At 67.8% G+C, this 17919-nt stretch carries 12 protein-coding genes and 5 pseudogenes; 14 read left to right on the top strand and 3 right to left on the bottom strand.

The window, feature by feature from the left end; genetic code table 11:
- The first annotated feature begins 718 nt into the window (after positions 1-718).
- The 12 genes and pseudogenes from ABZW18_RS06285 to ABZW18_RS06340 form a co-directional block, all read left to right on the top strand.
- The gene (locus tag ABZW18_RS06285; protein ID WP_356182833.1) at positions 719-1108 is read left to right on the top strand and encodes a DJ-1/PfpI family protein; all 390 of its coding nucleotides are present in this window, start codon (positions 719-721) and stop codon (positions 1106-1108) included.
- 743 nt (positions 1109-1851) lie between these two features.
- Positions 1852-2433 (top strand): carbonic anhydrase, encoded by a 582-nt coding sequence (locus tag ABZW18_RS06290; protein WP_356182836.1) that lies wholly within the window; start codon positions 1852-1854, stop codon positions 2431-2433.
- 17 nt (positions 2434-2450) lie between these two features.
- Positions 2451-3905 (top strand): SulP family inorganic anion transporter, encoded by a 1455-nt coding sequence (locus ABZW18_RS06295; RefSeq protein WP_356182839.1) that lies wholly within the window; start codon positions 2451-2453, stop codon positions 3903-3905.
- Positions 3906-4218: 313 nt separating this feature from the next.
- Positions 4219-4362: a hypothetical protein gene (locus tag ABZW18_RS06300; RefSeq protein ID WP_356182841.1), complete on the top strand. Its 144-nt coding sequence runs from the start codon at positions 4219-4221 to the stop codon at positions 4360-4362.
- Positions 4359-4622 (top strand): integrase core domain-containing protein, encoded by a 264-nt coding sequence (locus ABZW18_RS06305; RefSeq protein WP_356182843.1) that lies wholly within the window; start codon positions 4359-4361, stop codon positions 4620-4622. The genes ABZW18_RS06300 and ABZW18_RS06305 overlap by 4 nt, the downstream gene beginning before the upstream one ends.
- Before the next feature lie 316 nt (positions 4623-4938).
- Entirely contained in the window at positions 4939-6162 is a 1224-nt protein-coding gene (locus ABZW18_RS06310; RefSeq protein WP_356182845.1) for a cytochrome P450, read from the top strand.
- Between the two features lie 184 nt (positions 6163-6346).
- The gene (locus tag ABZW18_RS06315) at positions 6347-7534 is read left to right on the top strand and encodes a sulfotransferase (protein WP_356182909.1); all 1188 of its coding nucleotides are present in this window, start codon (positions 6347-6349) and stop codon (positions 7532-7534) included.
- Positions 7535-8486: 952 nt separating this feature from the next.
- The gene (locus tag ABZW18_RS06320) at positions 8487-9230 is read left to right on the top strand and encodes a DUF5134 domain-containing protein (RefSeq protein WP_356182848.1); all 744 of its coding nucleotides are present in this window, start codon (positions 8487-8489) and stop codon (positions 9228-9230) included.
- 52 nt (positions 9231-9282) lie between these two features.
- Positions 9283-9679 (top strand): annotated as a pseudogene (locus tag ABZW18_RS06325) (helix-turn-helix domain-containing protein); the annotation flags it as partial.
- 39 nt (positions 9680-9718) lie between these two features.
- A pseudogene (locus tag ABZW18_RS06330) lies at positions 9719-10525 on the top strand (IS5 family transposase); the annotation flags it as partial.
- Positions 10524-10790: pseudogene (locus ABZW18_RS06335) on the top strand (LuxR C-terminal-related transcriptional regulator); the annotation flags it as partial. The pseudogenes ABZW18_RS06330 and ABZW18_RS06335, both read left to right, overlap by 2 nt.
- Before the next feature lie 437 nt (positions 10791-11227).
- A pseudogene (locus ABZW18_RS06340) lies at positions 11228-11374 on the top strand (IS5/IS1182 family transposase); the annotation flags it as partial.
- Between the two features lie 63 nt (positions 11375-11437).
- On the opposite strand, the gene ABZW18_RS06345 reads toward ABZW18_RS06340, so the two are convergent.
- The gene (locus ABZW18_RS06345; RefSeq protein WP_356182851.1) at positions 11438-12703 is read right to left on the bottom strand and encodes a serine/threonine-protein kinase; all 1266 of its coding nucleotides are present in this window, start codon (positions 12701-12703) and stop codon (positions 11438-11440) included.
- Positions 12704-12969: 266 nt separating this feature from the next.
- Here ABZW18_RS06345 and ABZW18_RS06350 point away from each other — a divergent pair, with 266 nt between their 5' ends.
- Positions 12970-13287, top strand: coding sequence for a hypothetical protein (locus ABZW18_RS06350; RefSeq protein WP_356182853.1), 318 nt, complete (start codon positions 12970-12972; stop codon positions 13285-13287).
- A 797-nt stretch (positions 13288-14084) separates the two neighbouring features.
- Entirely contained in the window at positions 14085-15776 is a 1692-nt protein-coding gene (locus ABZW18_RS06355) for a VanW family protein (protein ID WP_356182856.1), read from the top strand.
- Between the two features lie 695 nt (positions 15777-16471).
- On the opposite strand, the gene ABZW18_RS06360 is transcribed toward ABZW18_RS06355, so the two are convergent.
- Complete coding sequence (locus tag ABZW18_RS06360) at positions 16472-17101, bottom strand: N-6 DNA methylase (RefSeq protein WP_356182859.1); 630 nt, start codon at positions 17099-17101, stop codon at positions 16472-16474.
- A pseudogene (locus ABZW18_RS06365) lies at positions 17031-17710 on the bottom strand (IS630 family transposase); the annotation flags it as partial. The pseudogene ABZW18_RS06365 and the gene ABZW18_RS06360, both read right to left, overlap by 71 nt.
- Positions 17711-17919 lie beyond the last annotated feature (209 nt).

A 17919-nucleotide genomic window follows, 5' to 3' on the forward strand; every position in this document is an offset into this window, starting at 1 on the left:
GATCGAATAGGCCCTCTCCTGGGCCTGGGTCCGATTTCAGTGGCCCGCGGGCACATGCCGGGCACAGGCAGGATTCCCTCCGTAGTCAGGTCGGCTGCTGTGATCAGCGGGCCCGTACACACATCGTGGAGGAGTCTGGCCTGCGCTGTTTCCTCGCGGACGAGCATGCCGAGGATGTTGAGCAGGTCAAGGAGTTCGGTGGTCCACTCCGGGATCCAGCGGCGGGATACCCCTGGGCCTTGGCCGGGCCGACCAGGGCTGGTACCACTGCGTTGATCAGCTACTCCCTCCAGGCCCTACACGTGCGACTGCCTGCCCCTGAGCAGGCCGGTCAACTCCCGCGGCGATCGTCACCCCACCGCCACACCCGACCAGAAATTGCCCGCCCCCGCCGAACAGCGTGGGAACTCGGTCGTCGTCCGGAACGACTACCGGTTCGTGGGCCGTTCGCCGACCGTGTTTCGGTTCAGAGGGTCACCTACGGCAGCCGTGAACCGTGGGCATCGCCGAGCTGCTCCGGGACAGTCGCGACGACCACGCGCACACGACCGTGTGCCCACGGCAGATACGCGCTGGGCACGCACGCCACATCACTGCCCAGGCACAGCCGACCCAGGCAGACACAGGAGGCACACCGTTGGAACGCAGACACTTTCTTCGCCGGACGACAGCGGCGGGCGCAGCAACTTTCGCGGCCGGGACACTGACGGCCACAGCCATGAGCACCGGGGCAGCGGCTGCCGCGCCGCGACGGACGGGACCGCTGCGCGTTGACATCGTGATGTTCGACGGAGTCGAGGAGTTGGACTGCATCGCTCCTTACGAGGTCTTCTCAGCTTCTGCCATGCACAGCCCGGACGTGCTCAAGGTCCGGTACGTCACCACAGGACGGCCCAGACTGATACGCGCCGCGTACGGCACGGGGATTCAGGTGAAACACCGCTGGGCTCCGGAGGAAGCAGATGCGATCGTAGTGCCCGGCGGCGGCTACGCACGCCGCGACGGCCCCGGCATCTGGGCTGAGATCGACAGCGGCGTCCTCCCGCGAGCACTCGAACGTCGACAAGCCGTCGCCGGCCTCATCAACGAGTACCGGAGAGCCGACTGACGACCACCAAAACCCCAGCTCAGCGCCAGTGAAGCCATTCTGAAGCGCTACGGGCTCGTCGAGCCCTTTAGTCGACCAACTCAACGAGGTCAAGAGCCAGTTCACGCCAAACCAACCCACTTTTCGAGCCCTCCCCAGCTCGAAACGTTGAGTTAACCCCGCAAACAACTTCGCCGGGCTAACGTGTTTCTTGACCAGTCATTGACCAACACTTGGCACCCACAAGAGGTGCGAACTTCGTGGGAGCGGACGCATGTTCCGAGGTACGACGGCCCGGACCGCACTTGCGGCCCTCGCCGCCGTCCTGCTCGCCCTCCCGTTCTTGGGACCCGCCGCGCCGTTCGCACCCGCGCAGACGGCCCATCATGCTGAGACCAAAACCCAGTCCGGAATCACGTCCTCTGGGAAAGTGCTGAGCGACGAGGCCGTCAGCTGTCGCGACGCCGGCTATCTCGGAGGCTCGGCCGGTTTCCTGCGCACCCTCGACCGGCACTGCGCCGCCGACTCCGCCCCCCAAGCTGCCCAAGCTGCCCAAGCACACCCTGCTGACGCAGGATCCGGCGGCCGCGCGGACGCACCGGTCGCGCCCAGCGCCGGGCACCATCGCTCGTCGAGATCCTCAACAGCCCGTTTCCCGGCCGCACTCCAAGTCTTCCGCTGCTGACAGCGGAGCAGTGTCCACCCCCCACGTTGTCCTGCCCGTCCGACGCGCCGCCACGGCGCGCCAGGAGGAATCACCACACATGCAGCCCCTCATCGACAACGCCCGCACGTTCGGACAACGCCCTGAGGAGTTCGCCAGGCTCGCCGAGGGCCAGTCCCCGCAGGTCCTCTTCATCGCCTGCTCCGACTCCCGGGTCATACCAGCCCTGATCACGGGAGCCCGCCCCGGCGAGCTCTTCGAGCTGCGCACCGCGGGCAACATCGTCCCCCCGTACGCCTCCGAGCACCCCACCTCCGAGGCCGCCACCATCGAGTACGCCGTGGAGGTGCTCGGCATCCAGGACATCGTCGTCTGCGGCCACTCGCACTGCGGTGCCGTCGGCGCGCTGGTGCGCGGCGACGACCTTGACGCCGTCCCCGCCGTACGCGACTGGCTCGCGCACGCCGCGGACAAGCCCGCATCGGCCGACCCGGGCGACCCGGCGGTCACCGCGGCCGTGCAGCACCATGTGCTCGCCCAGCTGCTCCGCCTGCGCTCCTACCCCTGTGTGGAAAAGGGGTTGGCCCAGCGACGGCTGCGGGTGCGCGGCTGGTACTACGAAGTGCACACCGGGGCCGTACGCGAACACCGCGACGACACCGACACCTTCGCGGCCCTGTGAGCAGCGCCATGACTGCTATGACCAAGTTCCCTTACCTCAAGCAGGACTTCGCCGCCTCCCTCGTCGTCTTCCTGGTCGCGCTGCCGCTGTGCGTCGGCGTGGCCGTCGCCTCCGGCGTCCCGGCAGAGCTCGGCCTGGTCACCGGAATCGTGGGCGGCATCCTCACGGGGCTGATGCCCGGCAGCAGCCTCCAGGTGTCCGGGCCGGCCGCGGGTCTGACCGTGCTCGTCTTCGAGGCCGTCCGCGAGTTCGGGCTGCCCGCGCTCGGCGTGATCGTGCTGGCCGCCGGGCTGCTCCAACTCGTCACGGGCGCGCTGAAGCTGGGCCGCTGGTTCCGGGCCATCTCGGTCTCGGTGGTCGAGGGCATGCTGGCCGGCATCGGGCTCGTGATCATCGCGGGCCAGCTGTACGCGGCGGCGGGCCTGCAGCCCCCGGCGTCCGGCATCGACAAGATCGCGGGGCTGCCGGAGGCGCTCGCCCGCGCCCTCGGCAGCACCGAGGCCCTGGCCTCGCTCGGGCTCGGCGCGGGCACCATCGCCGTGATGGTCCTGTGGAAGCGGATGCCAAAGCGAGCCCAGGCGGTGCCGGGCGCGCTCGCGGCGGTGGCGCTGGCCACGCTCGCCTCGCTGTCGTTCAGCCTGCCGATCGCCACCGTCGAGGTGCAGGGACTGCTCGGCGCGATCCAGCCGCCCGGAGCCGACGCCTTCGGCGAGCTGGCCGACCCGGCCATCTTCGGCACGATCCTCGCGTTCGCACTGATCGCCTCCGCCGAGAGCCTGTTCAGCGCGGCGGCCGTGGACCGGCTGCACACCGGCCCGCGCACCGCTTACGACAAGGAGCTCATGGCGCAGGGCGCGGGCAATGCCGTGTGCGGGCTGCTCGGCGCGCTGCCCATGACCGCCGTGATCGTGCGCAGCTCGGCCAACGTCCACGCGGGCGCGAAGACCAAGGCCTCCCGCGTGCTGCACGGCGTCTGGCTACTGCTGATCGCGGCACTGCTTCCGTCCGCCCTGGCGCTGATCCCGCTGCCCGCCCTCGCCGGCATCCTCGTACACGCGGGCTGGAAGCTGATCCCGTTCCGGCAGATCGTGTCGCTGTGGCGGGAGCACCGCGGTGAGGCGCTGATCCTGGTGGTCACGGCCGTGGCGATCGTCGCAGTCAACATGTTCGAGGGCGTGCTGATCGGCCTGGCGCTGTCAGTCGCCAAGACCGCCTGGGAAGCCTCGCACGTCAAGCTCGAGGTCATCGACAAGGGCGCCGGCCCCATCCAGGCGTACCTGTCGGGCAACGCGACCTTCCTGCGGCTGCCGAAGATCCTCGACAGCCTCGAGACGCTGCCCCAAGACCGGCCGATCGAGCTGGACCTGTCCGGGCTGCACCACCTGGACCACGCCTGCCGCACGGCGCTGGAGAACTGGGCCGAGCGGCACAGCGCAGCCGACACCGAACCAGTGAGGGTCACGGCGCCGTAGGCGCCAGCCTCGTCTGGTCGGGGCCAGGTCCTGTTGTCACATTCCCGTCGTCCGCCCGAAGCGCGGGCCCGCGGCATCGTGGGGGCGCCCCCGTGCGAGCTGGTTCGCGGCGCAGGCGGGAATATGACGACAGGGCCTGGCGGGCAAGGCCGCCGCGGGCGCCGGTGACGTGGTCTCGGGTGCGACCGCTGCCCAGAGGTCTGCGCCGGCCCGGACCCTGTGGGTGCCGGAAATTATGTCACCGGGCTGACCGGCCGGTTCGAATCTGACAGACCCCAGGAGCAGCAAGCCGTTCTGAGGCAGCATGCCGGTCGTGGTGATACGGCTGATCTACCTGCTCGCCTGCCAGACCTTCCGATGGCTTGCCCTGCTCGCCCGCTCGGATGCCGCGGTCTTCCAGGCGATCGGCGTGCACGTCCTTCCGGCCTTCCGGCACTGCCCCGGGCACCCCGGATGAACGCCATCGCGGAACGCTGGATCGGATCATGCCGACGCGAGGCAACCGACCGCATCCTGATCACGGGAGAGCGCCACCTACGCCTCGTCGTCAGTGAGTACGCGGAGCACTACAACAGACACAGGCCGCACCGATCCCTCGGACAACGGGCGCCGGACCGACTCACCGAGCCCGGACCACTCACCGCCACCGACAACACTCGCATCCACCGACGCGATCGACTCGGCGGCCTCATCCACGAATACACCCAGGTCGCATAGGGGTGACATAGTTTCCGGCACCCACAGGCTGGGGCCGGTGGCGGTGCTCGGCTCGTCTGAGTCGGTAGTTGGACATTTCCCGCATGCCCAAAAGTGCTCTGGTCCGCCGGCTCCCGCTGGGTCATCCTGGAGCGGCTCCGGTATCTCACACTGCGACCACGTATGCCCCGGCCTGGCACTACAGGGCCTACTTACCGCCGCGACCTGCGGTGATCTCGCCCATGTGCGTTGATCTCCAAGACGGTCAACTGCGACTTCCGGCGGGGTGCAGCCGATCTGGCCCTGTAGTACGAGCGGACCACCTGGAGACCACCACGTGAACGCCACCCCTACGGAACCCCTCAGCCTGGTGATCGACCCCGACTACCTGAGGGATCCGCACACCGTCCACGCGCGGCTGCGCACAGCCGGCTCGGCCCACCCCTTGCTCCTGCCCAACGGGACCCGCGCGTGGGTCGTCACCCGCTACGGGGACGTCCGCGCGGCCCTGACCGATCCGCGTCTCGCCAAGGACGCCGTCCGGGTACGGGAGATCATCGCCCGTCAGCTTGCCGAAACTGGGCAGAGGGTGCAGATGTCTCACATATATCCGCGCCACATGCTCAATGGCGACCCGCCGGACCACTCCCGGCTGCGACGGCTGGTGGCCAAGCCGTTCACCCAGCGCCGCATCCAGCAGCTGCGGCCGCGGGTGCTCGAGATCACTGAGGATCTGCTCGATGCGATGCCCACGGACCGACCCGCGGACCTGATCGGATCCTTCGCCTTCCAGCTGCCGATCACCGTCATCTGCGAGTTGATGGGGGTTCCGCTTGAACGGCAGGCGGATTTCCGCCGTTGGACGGGCACGCTCCTCAGCGGTGGGCAGCTCGCGGCCGTCGAGAAGGCCGCTCGGGAGCTCAATGGCTACATGGCCGAGCTGATCGCCGCCAAGCGGGCCCGGCCCGCCGGAGACCTGCTCAGCTCGCTGGTGCACGTTGACGAGGACGGCGACCGGCTCACCGAGGAGGAGCTGCTCGGCACCGCCGTCCTTCTGCTCATCGCCGGACACGAGACGACGGTCAACCTCATCGGCAACGGCGTCCTGGCCCTGCTGTGCGCCCCGGACCAGTGGGAGCTGCTGCGCGGCGACATGGCGCTGCTGCCGCGCGCGGTGGAGGAGCTGCTGCGCTACGGCAGCCCGGTCCGGCTGGCCACGTACCGGTACACCACCGAGCCGGTCCGGATCGGGGACACAGTGATTCCCGAAGGGGAACTGGTGCTGCTGGGACTCGGCTCGGCGAATCGGGACCCCGATCAGTTCGACGAACCCCGCCTCCTGGACGTGAGCCGGTCCGCCGGCGGGCATCTCGCCCTCGGCCACGGCATCCACTACTGTCTGGGCGCCCCGCTGGCGCGCCTGGAGGGCGAGGTGGCGATCGGCCGCCTGATAGAGCGCTTTCCCCGTACCCGGCTGGCGGTGTCGCCGGAGCAGCTGCGGTGGCGGGAGAGCGTGATCATGCAGGGCATGGAGGAGCTGCCGGTGTACCTGGGGCGGTGACCGCAGCCTTCCCGTGCGGACTGACGAAACGCCCCAGGACCGGGCCGCAGAGCGTCTACCGCTCGTGCTCGGACAACACCGACTCGGCCGGCTTCGCCCCCGGACGACCCATGCCTGAACCAACGACGGATCAAGGACTCGCATGACCACCGTCAACTCCCCTCCCCCGGAGAGGATTGCCTCCATGGCCCGCGCCCCGCTGGCCCTGACCCTGGTCAACCTCTCCCTCAGACCAGGCTTCGGCTCCCGCCACACACCGGACCGAGTGTTCGACAGGCTCCTCGCCAAGGCCGGACAGGCGGACGGGGACGAGGAATTCGCAGAGGACTTCCGTTTCCTGCTCCACCACTGGTCCCGGGCCGAGAACCTCACCCCGCTCGGCTGGCGCTCGGCAAAGGACCACGTGAGCCGGCACCTGACCACCCGGGCCAGAATCCGACGCCTGATCGCCGAACACCCCGAGATCGAACAAGAGCCGATCGACAGGCCGGTGTTCGTCGTGGGGCTGCCGCGCACGGCCACCACCCTCACCCACAACGTCCTGTCCCTCTCAGCCGACCACCGCTGCCCACTGCTGTGGGAACTGCTCACCCCCCACCTGGAACTGCCCCCGCGCCACCGCCGCAAGGCGATCGCGGCGGCCCGCCGCATGGAGAACGGCTCCAACCGCCTTGTCCCGCGTTTCCGGGACATCCATTCCCTGATCGCGGAGGGCCCCGAGGAGTGCACCTTCGCCCTCCCGCACGCCCTGATGCCGCTGTCCCAGGCCCGCATACCCGCGTACCAGGCCTGGCACCTCCAGCGGGACTTCCTCCCCGACTACCGCTACCTCAAGCAGGTCTTCCAGGTACTCCAGTACGGCCGCCCGCGCCGCCGCTGGATCCTGAAGTCCCCCATGCACCTGGAGCACCTCGACGTCCTGCGCACCGTCTTCCCCGACGCCACCCTCGTATGGACCCACCGCGACCCGGTCACCGCCGTAGCGTCTCTCTGCAGCCTGGTGGAGACAGGCATGGGAATCAGCGTCAACTCTGTCGACCTTCACGCCATCGGCGCCACCTGGCTGGAACTGATGAGCCGAAGCATGACCCGCGGGCTGGAGGCCCGCAGCGCCATCTCCCCGGACACGTTGGTGGATGTTCCCTACTCCTGGCTCGGCACCGCCCCCCACATTGGGGCCCCGAAGCTCTACGAGGCCATCGGTGCACACTGGACCGGCTACGAAGCATCCCGGCTGGCCGGCGTGGTGGCCCGTCCAGCCGACACCCGCCCCCACACCTACGACCTGACCCGCTACGGCCTCACACGAACAGACGTCGAGACCGCCTTCGCGGACTACAACGCGCTCCGCGCGGACGTCGACGGCCCGTGAGACACCCGGCGCCCACGACGCGGCAGCCACTGCAACTACGCCCCGCCCTGACGCAACGGCATGACTCTGTTGGTGATGTTCCGGGGGTGCTGACGGTGGGTCGGGTTGGTGCTTCGCTGGAGGAGTGCGGGGTGGCCCCGGGTTCTGGGGTGTGGATGCGGTTGTCGTTGCGGGCGAGGGGTTTCCAGCGGATTCCGGTGAGGACTGTGCGCACGGCGTGGGCGGCATGCCCGAAGGGGACGCCGGCGATGCTGGTGCGGGACCGGCCGGATGTGCTGTTCGAGGACGAGGAGTTCGCGGACCTGTATCCGTGCGATGGCCGTCCGGGGTTCTCGCCGGGGCAGTTGGCGCTGGTGTCGGTGCTGCAGTTCGCGGAGAACCTGTCGGACCGCGCTGCGGCGGATGATGTGCGCACAACCCGCCACGGTGCACGACCTCGGCACCCGCAAAGTCCTATGCAACCGGATCCTCGGTGGCGGCGTCATCAACGAGTGCAGATACGCGGCATGACGTGCAGCGATGACTTTTCGAGCGGCACAGGATCTGGCAGGACACAAGATGGCCGACAACATGCACTTCAACGCCGGCTATCCTTCCGCCCCGTCAACGGACCGGACTCCGGCAGAGGGTCTCTGGCGCATCGGCTTCCGGCGCACCAGCCCCCCATCAGTTCCACGACCACAGCGGAGTGACGGGGCGCCCTGCTCGTCGCTCCCACGCTGAGCAGTCTCACCGCGCGCTGCGTACTAGGACATCAGTAGGTGTCGGCGGACTCGCGTCCTGCCGACGCCAAAGCCCGGCGCTGCTGGCTGCGTTGCGTCTCAAGCTGAGGTGCGACATCCAGCGGCTTCGGGGATCGACGAGGCAGACGGACTGGGTGTGCCCGCGGTGCGAGCCGACCCGTGGTCGACGCGGTACGCATCCCCGCCCAGTCGGAGCGAAGGGTGGCAAAATGTCGGGTCTGGTGCTGGGCTGGTCGCTGGCTGTGATAGCCACCGTGGTGGCTGTCGGGAGCCTGGTCCGGATGGCCCTGGTCGACGGTTCGGCGCGGCATGCGGCCGCGGCCGAGACGGTGATGGCCGGCGGCATGGCAGGCATGTCCGCCCCGCCCACGGCCGGCGCGTTCGGGGATCAGGCGGTGTTGTGGGCCGCAGTGTTCGCCGCCGTCGGCCTGGGCGCTCTGATGATGTCCGTGCGCGATGCGATCCGGCGCGGCTGGCGGCACTTCCATCACTGGGCTCACCATGTGGTGGGCGGCGGCGCCATGGTGCTGATGACGCTGGCCATGCCCGGGGCGTCCTCGGGGCCCGTCCTCGCCTTGGGCGCCTCCCACGGAGGAGCTCATGGCATGCAGGGCATGGAGTCGATGCCCGGCATGGATTCCATGCACGGCATGGCGGGGCTGGAAGGCATGCACGTCCACTCCATAGCGGGAGCCGCGGCATCCTCAGGTTCCACCACCGTATGGCGCCTCGCTTTCGGCGCACTGGCCCTGTACTTCCTGATATCCGTGGCCCTGTCCGTACGGGCCCGGCTGCGAGACGCCCGGCAGCCGACGCCCGCGGTGACCAGTTCAGCCGCTCGGCACAGCCGACCCCGCCGGAGCCGCGGACTCTCCGCGCCGAACGCGGCCCTCGTCGGCCAGGTGGGCATGGGCGGGTGCATGGCCACCATGCTGATCATGATGGCGGCATGACAGCACTGGCCGACGTCCGAGGCCGGGTTGGCTCCGCCGACGCGCGGATGAACTGGCGTCGCCAGCGTTTCCCCGTGGCCTGCGCCGCTTCTTGCTGATCGTCCAGCCGGACACGATCCTGCGCTGGCACCGCGACCTGATCAAGCACCGCCATGCCGCCATCTGCGTTCCCAAGCGCCGCGGACGGCCACCCACCATCCGCTCGATCCGCGCTGTGATCCTGCGCCTGGGCCGCGAGAACCCGTCCTGGGGGTACCGCAGGATCCAGGGCGAACTCGCAGTCCTGGGCATCAAGATCGCCGCGTCTACCGTCTGGGAGATCCTCCGCGAGGACGGCATCCCGCCCTGCCCGGCACAGCACGACCTGGACTGACTTCCTGCGAAGCCAGGCCAAAGCACTGCTCGCATGTGACTTCTTCGAAGTCCGTACCCTGACGGGCGCGCGGCTGAGACGGTGTCCCATGTGGTGATCGGTCGTTGGGCTGTTCATGGGGCGGGATACGTGGAGTTGGATTGTTCCGGACGGCTTGTGGGAGCTCGCCAGGCCTTTGATTCCGGAGGACCGGGTGCGGCCGCAGGGCGGCGGGACCCAGAACACGCCTGATGAGACGGTGCTCGCCGCGATCATCTATGTGCTGGTCAGCGGCTGCGCCTGGCGTGCCCTGCCGCCGTGCTTCGGCATATCAAAATCGACGGCCCACCGCCGGTTCATGATCTGGTCGCGGGCCGGTGTCTGGGCCCGGCTCCACGAAGCGGTCCTGCAGCAACTCGACGACGCAGGTCTCATCGATGTCTCCCGCGTCGTCCTCGACTCCGCTCACGTGCGCGCTAAAAAGGGGGCGAACACACAGGTCCGAGCCCCGTGGACCGAGGTAAGCCGGGTTCCAAGATGCACGTCCTGTCGGACGCGAACGGACTGCCCCTGGTCGTCGGCGTCTCCGCCGCCAACCTCCACGACAGCGAAGGCCTGAAGCCCATGGTGGAGGGTCACCAAACGAGACACGACCCCACAACGGCCGCCACTTCAAGCCGCAGCGCATGCAGACAAGGCCTACGACATCCCCCACCTGCGGAAATGGTTACGGGGCAAGCGCATCGGTGTGCGCATCGCCCGCAAAGGCATCGAGTCCAGCGAACGGCTGGGCCGTCACAGATGGGTGATCGAGCGGACCATCTCGTGGCTGTCCTGATACCGCAGGATCAGCCCGCGCTACGAACGCCATCCCCGAAACTACCTGGCCTTTCTCGGTCTCGCGGCGGCCCTGTGCTGCTACAAGCGGCTTCTCCGCCTCACGGCTCATAGCGGAGTTCACCCGGCAACGCCGTACCAGGCTACCGACGGGGCATGTAAGCGAATTGACGGCTCGTGAGGCGGAAGTGCTGGTACTCATCGCGCAGGGGCTGTCCAATGCCGATATCGCCGAGCAGCTGACCATCACCGATCACACCGTGAAGACGCACATCAACCGGCTGTTCGCCAAGATGAACCTGCGGGATCGCGCCCAGGCCGTCATCCTGGCCTACGAGTTGGGACTAGTGGTGCCCGGCGGCTCGAGCTGATTGCTCGACAGGCAACGAGCCACCGCAACTTGGCACATTCATCCGGGGGACAGTGGATTCGAGGCGATGCATAGCTGGCCCGAGGACGGGCGGGAAAAGGGGCCGGGCGAGGGCCTGCTCGCCTGGCTGCTCCTCCGACCGCCGCTCCGATGGGTAAAGGTGCAGCACGCTCGTCTGTCCCGGCCTCCGGGGAACTGCGGCTCGCCCAAGCATTCCCGATGATCTTCGCAGCCGGTGAGACGCGCTACACGTGGGCATAGTGCACACTTGATCATCATCAAGTGCGCAGAACGGTGAGAAGTTGTGAGAAGCAGGCTCGAAAACACGCAGAAGGCCGTCTTCCCTCGAATCGAAAAACGGCCTCTGACCCGCGACTATGGAGCTAGCTCCCAGTCGGGACGACAGGATTTGAACCTGCGACCCCTTGACCCCCACGTGCCCGCGACTACGAAACCCTCCCAGCACGCTCCGAAGCCATGATCCACCTGGCCATGACCGGCCTCATGGCCCGCTGCCTCACCGGCGAGGCAACTGTGCCCTGGCGCGATCCGACACCCGTGAACAAAGGGAAAATCCCGGGATGAAACAACGGGAGAAAACGACCTCTGAGCAATCCGCCCCCGGCAGACATCCCCTGGTGCTGGGGTCTACTGTCCGTCTTCGCCAAGCGAGGTGAGCCAGTCCAAGAAGCCGCCCTCGTCCACCTCCGGTTTGCCTTCGTCCTTCGGGACCTCACCGCTGTCGTTCTGTCCGCTGTCCTCGCTCCCGGTTTCGTTCCCCGGCTCGGAGCTGTCGCTGTCTCCACCGAACCAGTCCTTGATCTGTTCGTCCAAGGGTTTGTCCTCGCCCTTGGGAACGTCCGGGACGTCGACAGAGGGCTTCTCGCTGGGAAGATCGGGGAGTCCGGGCTCCTGCGAGGCGCTGCTCGTGGGGGTCTGTGTCGGCTCGGATTCCGACTTCTCCTCGCCGTCAGCGAGGGCTGTCCATACGAGGACCGCGAGAATCGCCGCCGCTCCGCCGAGTGCCCAGTTGCGCAGCGTCTTTGATTCCCGCTGCGGCGGGCGTTGGAAGGCAGGCCCGGCTTCAGGACGTTGGGGAACCTCATCGGGGTGAAGCATCGCCGCGCACCGCGCGGCCGTGGGTCGGGCGGCCGGGTCGGAGACGGTCATCGCGGTCAGCACTCGGCGTAGCCGCGCAGGCAGCTCCGCCGGTATGTAAGGCGGCCGCGACAACCGGGCCGTCGCCGCTTCATGCCCGTCGCCGGGGTACTCCACCCGCCCAGTCACGCACTGCAGCAACACGAGACCGAGCGCATAGATATCGGCCGCAGGTCCGGCGTTCCACCCTTGGACCTGTTCCGGCGCCATATAGGCGGCCGTGCCCGGCACGCCACCTTCAGCGATGTGCCGGGGCGCGCTCAACAACTCGGAGATCCCGAAGTCGGCAAGGCGGGCATTGCCGTTGTGGTCCAACAGGATGTTGGCGGGCTTGATGTCGCGGTGCACGACGCCGCGCTGGTGTACGTAAGCCAACACCTCGGCGAGCTGGCCGCCGAGGGCGGCTACCTTGTCCAGACCCAGCGGCCCGCCCAGGAGCAGTTCACTGAGCGACCTCCCGCTGACCAGCTCCATGACCAGGAACGGCTGGTACGCCTCGACGCCGAAGTCGTACACGGTCACCAGACCCGGATGGTTCAGCCCGGCCAGCAGGCGCGCCTCCTCATGGAACCGGCGCTCATCTGTTCCACCCGCGTTGGGCTGGAACACCTTGATCGCGACAGATCTACCCAGCTGCGTGTCGAAGGCGCTGTAGACGTCGGCCACGCCACCGCTGCCGAGGTGGGTCTCCAACCTGTACCGGCCGCCGGCCAACGCCGCTCCATGAAACCGGCGGGTGCCGTGGGCGTGCTGCACGCGTCCTCCCGATGTTGTTGCTCCTGGCCTCTGGCGACGGCCCGCCAACCGTCACCGGTGATTGACGGCTCGGCCACGAACGAAAGCCGGAGCGACAGACTTGCCGTGACCGGCGACGCTATCGGCGCTGTCAAGAGGCATAGCATCCCGCGAGTACACATTCCAAAGTTCGGCACATAGGTGCTTTTAGCAACGCGTAAGTGGAAGGATTCGGCGGTGTAACCGGAGTTGCGTGCGGCGACGCACAGGGCCCTAAGATGCCCCACATGAAATCGATCCACAGTGAAGGCACGCGCGCCCGCAGTAGCCAGGGCTCCCACGCGGCAGGCACGGCCGTCAGCGTCATTACCGGGCTGATCGCGTCCGTGCTCGCGCTGCATATCTTTTTCGTGATTTTCGCGGCGAACCAGGGCAATGATTTCGTCCTGTTTATCAACGATTTGGCGGGAAGCCTGGCGTTGGGCATGGACCCTCTGTTCACGCCGGAAAGCGCCAAGACGGGCGTCTTCCTCAACTACGGTTTCGCCGCAGTCCTCTACATGGGTATCGGCCAGCTCGTCTCCCGGCTTCTCCGTCGGTACTGAAGGGCCCGTCGCCGAGCTTGTCGTTCAACCTCAGCCTGTGGTCGGCGGATTGAGCTCACCACAGGCTTTGTCGTCTTCGATTCTCCAGCGGGGATCACCCGCTGATCGGCTCGACGGTTCACCCGTAATGATTGTCGTCCTTCACGTTGCTGGTCCTTTGCTGGCGTACCAGATGGAAACTTGGTTCTGCCCGTGCGCACAGCACAGATCAACTTCACCGATCCGGCAGCACGAAAGGACGAGCCATTGACGGCGGTTCGGTCACTGGCGGCTCGTCCTTGGCGGCGTCAACCGCCCCGGGAGAGCCACCCGGCGAGTTGGCTCAGCAGGCTCTCAGCACGCGTATCACCGGTCCACTTTCTCTGCTGCGGAGACAGGAGCGTCGGGCCCGGCGACGAGCCGGGGGCCGCGCGCGGCCAGTGGAGCGAGCCCGCCCTGAATGCCCGAGTACAGGAGGACAGGCTGCACGCCGCCGAAAGACAGTCGGGCACGGGAGACGACGAGGAGACAGACACCGCCTGATCGGGCACGCGGCGGGTACGATGCCCCTCCCCTCCCTCCGGGCCGTGCGTCTTACCGTCCCCGCTGTACACCTGGGTGCCCGTGCCCGGGCCGCAGCTACCTGCGAGGCCGCGCTGCAAGCATCCCCCTGGTTGACCGCTCAGGCGGCGATTACCCTGCAAGGCCCTGTGTGATCTATGGCATACGCATTTATTTTCCCGTTTCGGTAGCTTGATGACTTCTCCATGCACTCAGCGTTGTGTCATCGGGTGCGCCGTCGATCGTCCAGGAGGGCCATGCGCCGTCGAATAGCCTCCGTACGGCCCGTCGCCCTGGCAGGTGGTGCGCTGACTGTCGGCGTCGGCGGCCTCTATCTCGCCGGACTGCTGCTTACGGGCGGTGAAGTCGTCTCGGGTACGACGGTGCACGGTTTGGACATCGGGGGTCTGAGCCGTGCCGAGGCCACGCAGAAGCTGGAGAAGCACCTGTCGGCGGCCGCCTCACAGGATCTGGCCGTGAGGGTCGGCGACCGCAGCGGCAAGATCGACCCGCAGCAGGCCGGACTCACCTTCGACACTCAGCAGATCGTCGACCGGGCAGCGCGTACCGGCGCCGATCCGTTCACCGTGATCGGCGGGCTCTTCCACTCGGGCGGTGACGTCGACCCGGTGGTCCGTATCGACGAGGAGAAGGCCCGCGGCGCCCTGGGGAAACTGGCGAAGAGACTCGACCAGAAGGCAGGCGACGGCGCTGTGACATTCGACAACGGCAAGGTCAACGAAGTCGCGCCGCGCAGCGGGTACGCCCTGGACGTGGACGCCGCGGTCGACACTCTGCGTGCCTCCTTCCTCAGCGGCACGTCCCACTCGGCCGCGGCCCTGCCCACGCGCGAGATCAAGCCGAAGGTCACCGCCGCACAGACGCAGCGGGCGGTGCGCGAGTTCGCAGGCCCGGCCATGTCGGCGCCGGTCACGCTCACCCTGGGTGGCGAGCGACTCACGATCAGCCAGGCGGTCCTGGGTGAGCACCTGAAGATGCGGCCGGACAAGACCGGAAAGCTGACGCCGAAGCTCGACGGCAAGGGCCTGCTCGCAGCCCGCCCCCTGGCGGATGTCACGGGCCCAGCCGAAGACGCCAAGCTGCGGCTCGACGGCGACAAAGTCGTGGTGGACAGCGACGGCAAGCCCGGCCAGGAAGTCACGGACAAGGCGCTGAGCAAGGCCGTCCTGCCGCTGCTCACCAAGTCGGGTGCGGCTGCCCGCACCGGCGAGGTGGCTACGGAGAAGGCCCAGCCGAAGGTGACCCGCGAGAACGCCGCGCAGCTGGGTCTGAAGGAGAAGATGTCCTCCTTCACCGTCAACTTCGAGCCGGCCGAGTACCGCAAGAAGAACATCGGCCGGGCGGCGGAACTGATCAACGGCTCCCTGGTGCTGCCGAACGAGACTTGGAGTTTCAACGAGACGGTCGGCGAGCGCACCAAGGCGAACGGCTTCGTCGACGGCACCATGATCCTCAACGACCAGTACACCAAGGCGCCCGGCGGCGGTGTCTCCGCCGTGGCCACCACCGTCTTCAACGCGATGTTCTTCGCCGGGGTGAAGCCGGTGGAGTACGGCGCCCACTCCTTCTACATAGAGCGTTATCCGGAGGGCCGTGACGCAACGGTCGCCTGGGGCAGCCTGGACCTGAAGTTCAACAACGACTCGGGCAAGGCCATCTACATCCAGACCCAGGCCACCGACAGCTCCGTGACCGTCACCTTCCTCGGCACCAAGAAGTACGACGATGTGAAGGCGACCAAGGGGTCGCGTACGAATGTGAAGCAGCCGGGGGAGAAGGCGGGCGCCAAGGAGAAGTGCGAGCCGCAGACCCCGCTCGTGGGCTTCGACGTCACCGTGGAGCGGGTCTTCTACGAGGACGGCCAGGAAGTGGCGCGGGAACCGTTCCGCACGCACTACATCCCGCGTGACCGGGTGACCTGCGACTGACCCCATGCTCCGACAGCGGCGGCTTGTGACGGCCAGCCACAGGGTACGGCGGTGGTGCCGGCTCGGCCTGCCCTATCTGGTCTTAGTCACGTCCTCGAAGGCCGGACCGCTGGCGCATTTGTCGCCTCGACACGGGTGAATCCCAGGTCAGAGGGTGTCATGATCGGTGGTGGTCGCATGGTGTGCTCGCGCCTCGAGACTGGTGGTGTCGGCACCTTGCTCCACCACAGGAGGCGATCACCATGCGCTCCTCCGCCGACCGCGGACGCGTCTACCGTCGCTGCGGCTGCCGCGACCAGCACCGCCGCCGGCTAGGCACACACTGTCCCAAGCTCGTCGCCGACCGTGACCAGGCAGCTGGACCTTCGCCGTCGACCTGCCCGCACCCAAAGGGACACGCACCACCATCCGACGCGGCGGATTCGCTCACGAAGACGCCGCCCGGGCGGCCCTGCGCCGCCTGCTCGACGGCGAGGCCGGAGGCTTCAACGCCGACCCGAACCAGACCGTAGCGGACTACCTCACCACCTGGCTCGACACCAAGGCCCTCGTGCTCAAGCCCACCACCCTCGTCCGCTACCGCGGCTACCGCGCCCGTGAGGTCCAGCTCGAAGTTGTGCACCCCCCGGTAAGAGGGAAGGCTCAGTCGGAGCAGCCGCATGTGGTCCCCCCAGTCGTGGCAGGCGTGGTCGCGCTCACTTGGCCGAGCCCCGATCCGGACGGTCAGCGTGCACGCCGTAGGGTCGGAGCGCTTCGGCGAGGGCGCTGAACTCGGCCAGCGCCGAGCGGAGTTCCCCGGTGATCTCCTCGGCCATGCGGTACAGGTCGGCCTCGGGCTCGACGAGTGCAACGGGCTCGTCCTGTGGTTCTCCGACCCGGAGCTCGAGGTTGACGCGGTCCTTGGCGAGCAGTTCCTCCACGTTGAAGGACTGGAAGAGGCGTGACTCGACCCGTTCGTTCCGGGGCCGCCCGGGCCGGTAGGCGGACACGAAGTCCTCGAAGTCGGCGCCGACCAGCGGCGTTGACTTGGTCGGCGCGGGGCGGTGGGAGCGCATGTCGTGAACCCAGAGATGCTTGGTTGACGGCCTGCCGTCCGGCCGTGGACCGGGCTTCTCGAAGAACAGGACGTTGGTCTTTACACCGGTTGCGTAGAAGCTTCCTGCCGGGAGCCGGAGCAGGGTGTGCAGGTCACAAGCGGTCAGGAGTCGTCGTCGGATCAGCTCGCCGGCTCCGCCTTCGAACAGCGAGTCCGGCGGGGACCGCCTTGTCGATGGTGACCAGGAACTTCTTGAACTCGATGGCCCGGTGGCGGCGGTGGAGTTCACCGATGACGGTCCCGTCGGCGATATTGAAGGCGGCGAACAGGCTGGTGATGCCGTGCCGCAGATAGTCGTGGGTGCGCCGCTCTGGTATGCCCGGCATCATCGGCAGCACCGGCTGAGACCGGTCCAGGGCCTGGATCTGGGCTTTCTCGTCCACGCATAACACCACTGCCTTCTCGGGCGGGTTGTGGTAGGGGCCGACGACATCGACGACCTTCGCGACGAACTGCGGGTCGGTGGAAAGCTTGAAGGAGTCCTGCAGGTGCGGCTTGAGGTCGAACTTCTTCCAGATCCGGCTGATGGTGGACTTCGACAGTCCGGTGCGGGCGGCCATGGAGGCACGCGACCAGTGGGTGTCCTCGCCCGGCGTGGACTCCAAGGTCGCCACGATCACGTCCTCGACCTGGTCGAGCAGGACCGACGGTGGCCTGCCCACCCGGGGCTCGTCGGCCAGCCCGTCCAGCCGGCCGGCGATGAACCTCGCCGCCAGCGGTTCACCGTCGCGACGGCGACGCCGAGTTCGGCCGCGACCTGGGTGTTCGTCCCGCCCTCCGCGCAGCGCAGCACGATCTTCGCGCGCAGAGCCAGGTACTGCGCGGTCTTCGCCCGTCTTCTCTGTCGATCCGCAAGGGGCCGCCCTGGCCCGGCAACGCATCCGCCGGACCCCGGCGCTGCTCGCAGCAGGGGAGGAAGAAGCCAATGCTGAGCTTGAGGATAGGGGATTACCCGTTCCCCGGCCGATCGGCCGTATCTGGTTCCTGCGGCCGTTCGCCGACTTTGCCACGGTCGAGGACATGCTTCGTCATCTGAACCACAGCTGA

Origin of the sequence: Streptomyces sp. NPDC004647, assembly GCF_040609575.1 — a bacterium.
Lineage (GTDB): Bacteria > Actinomycetota > Actinomycetes > Streptomycetales > Streptomycetaceae > Streptomyces.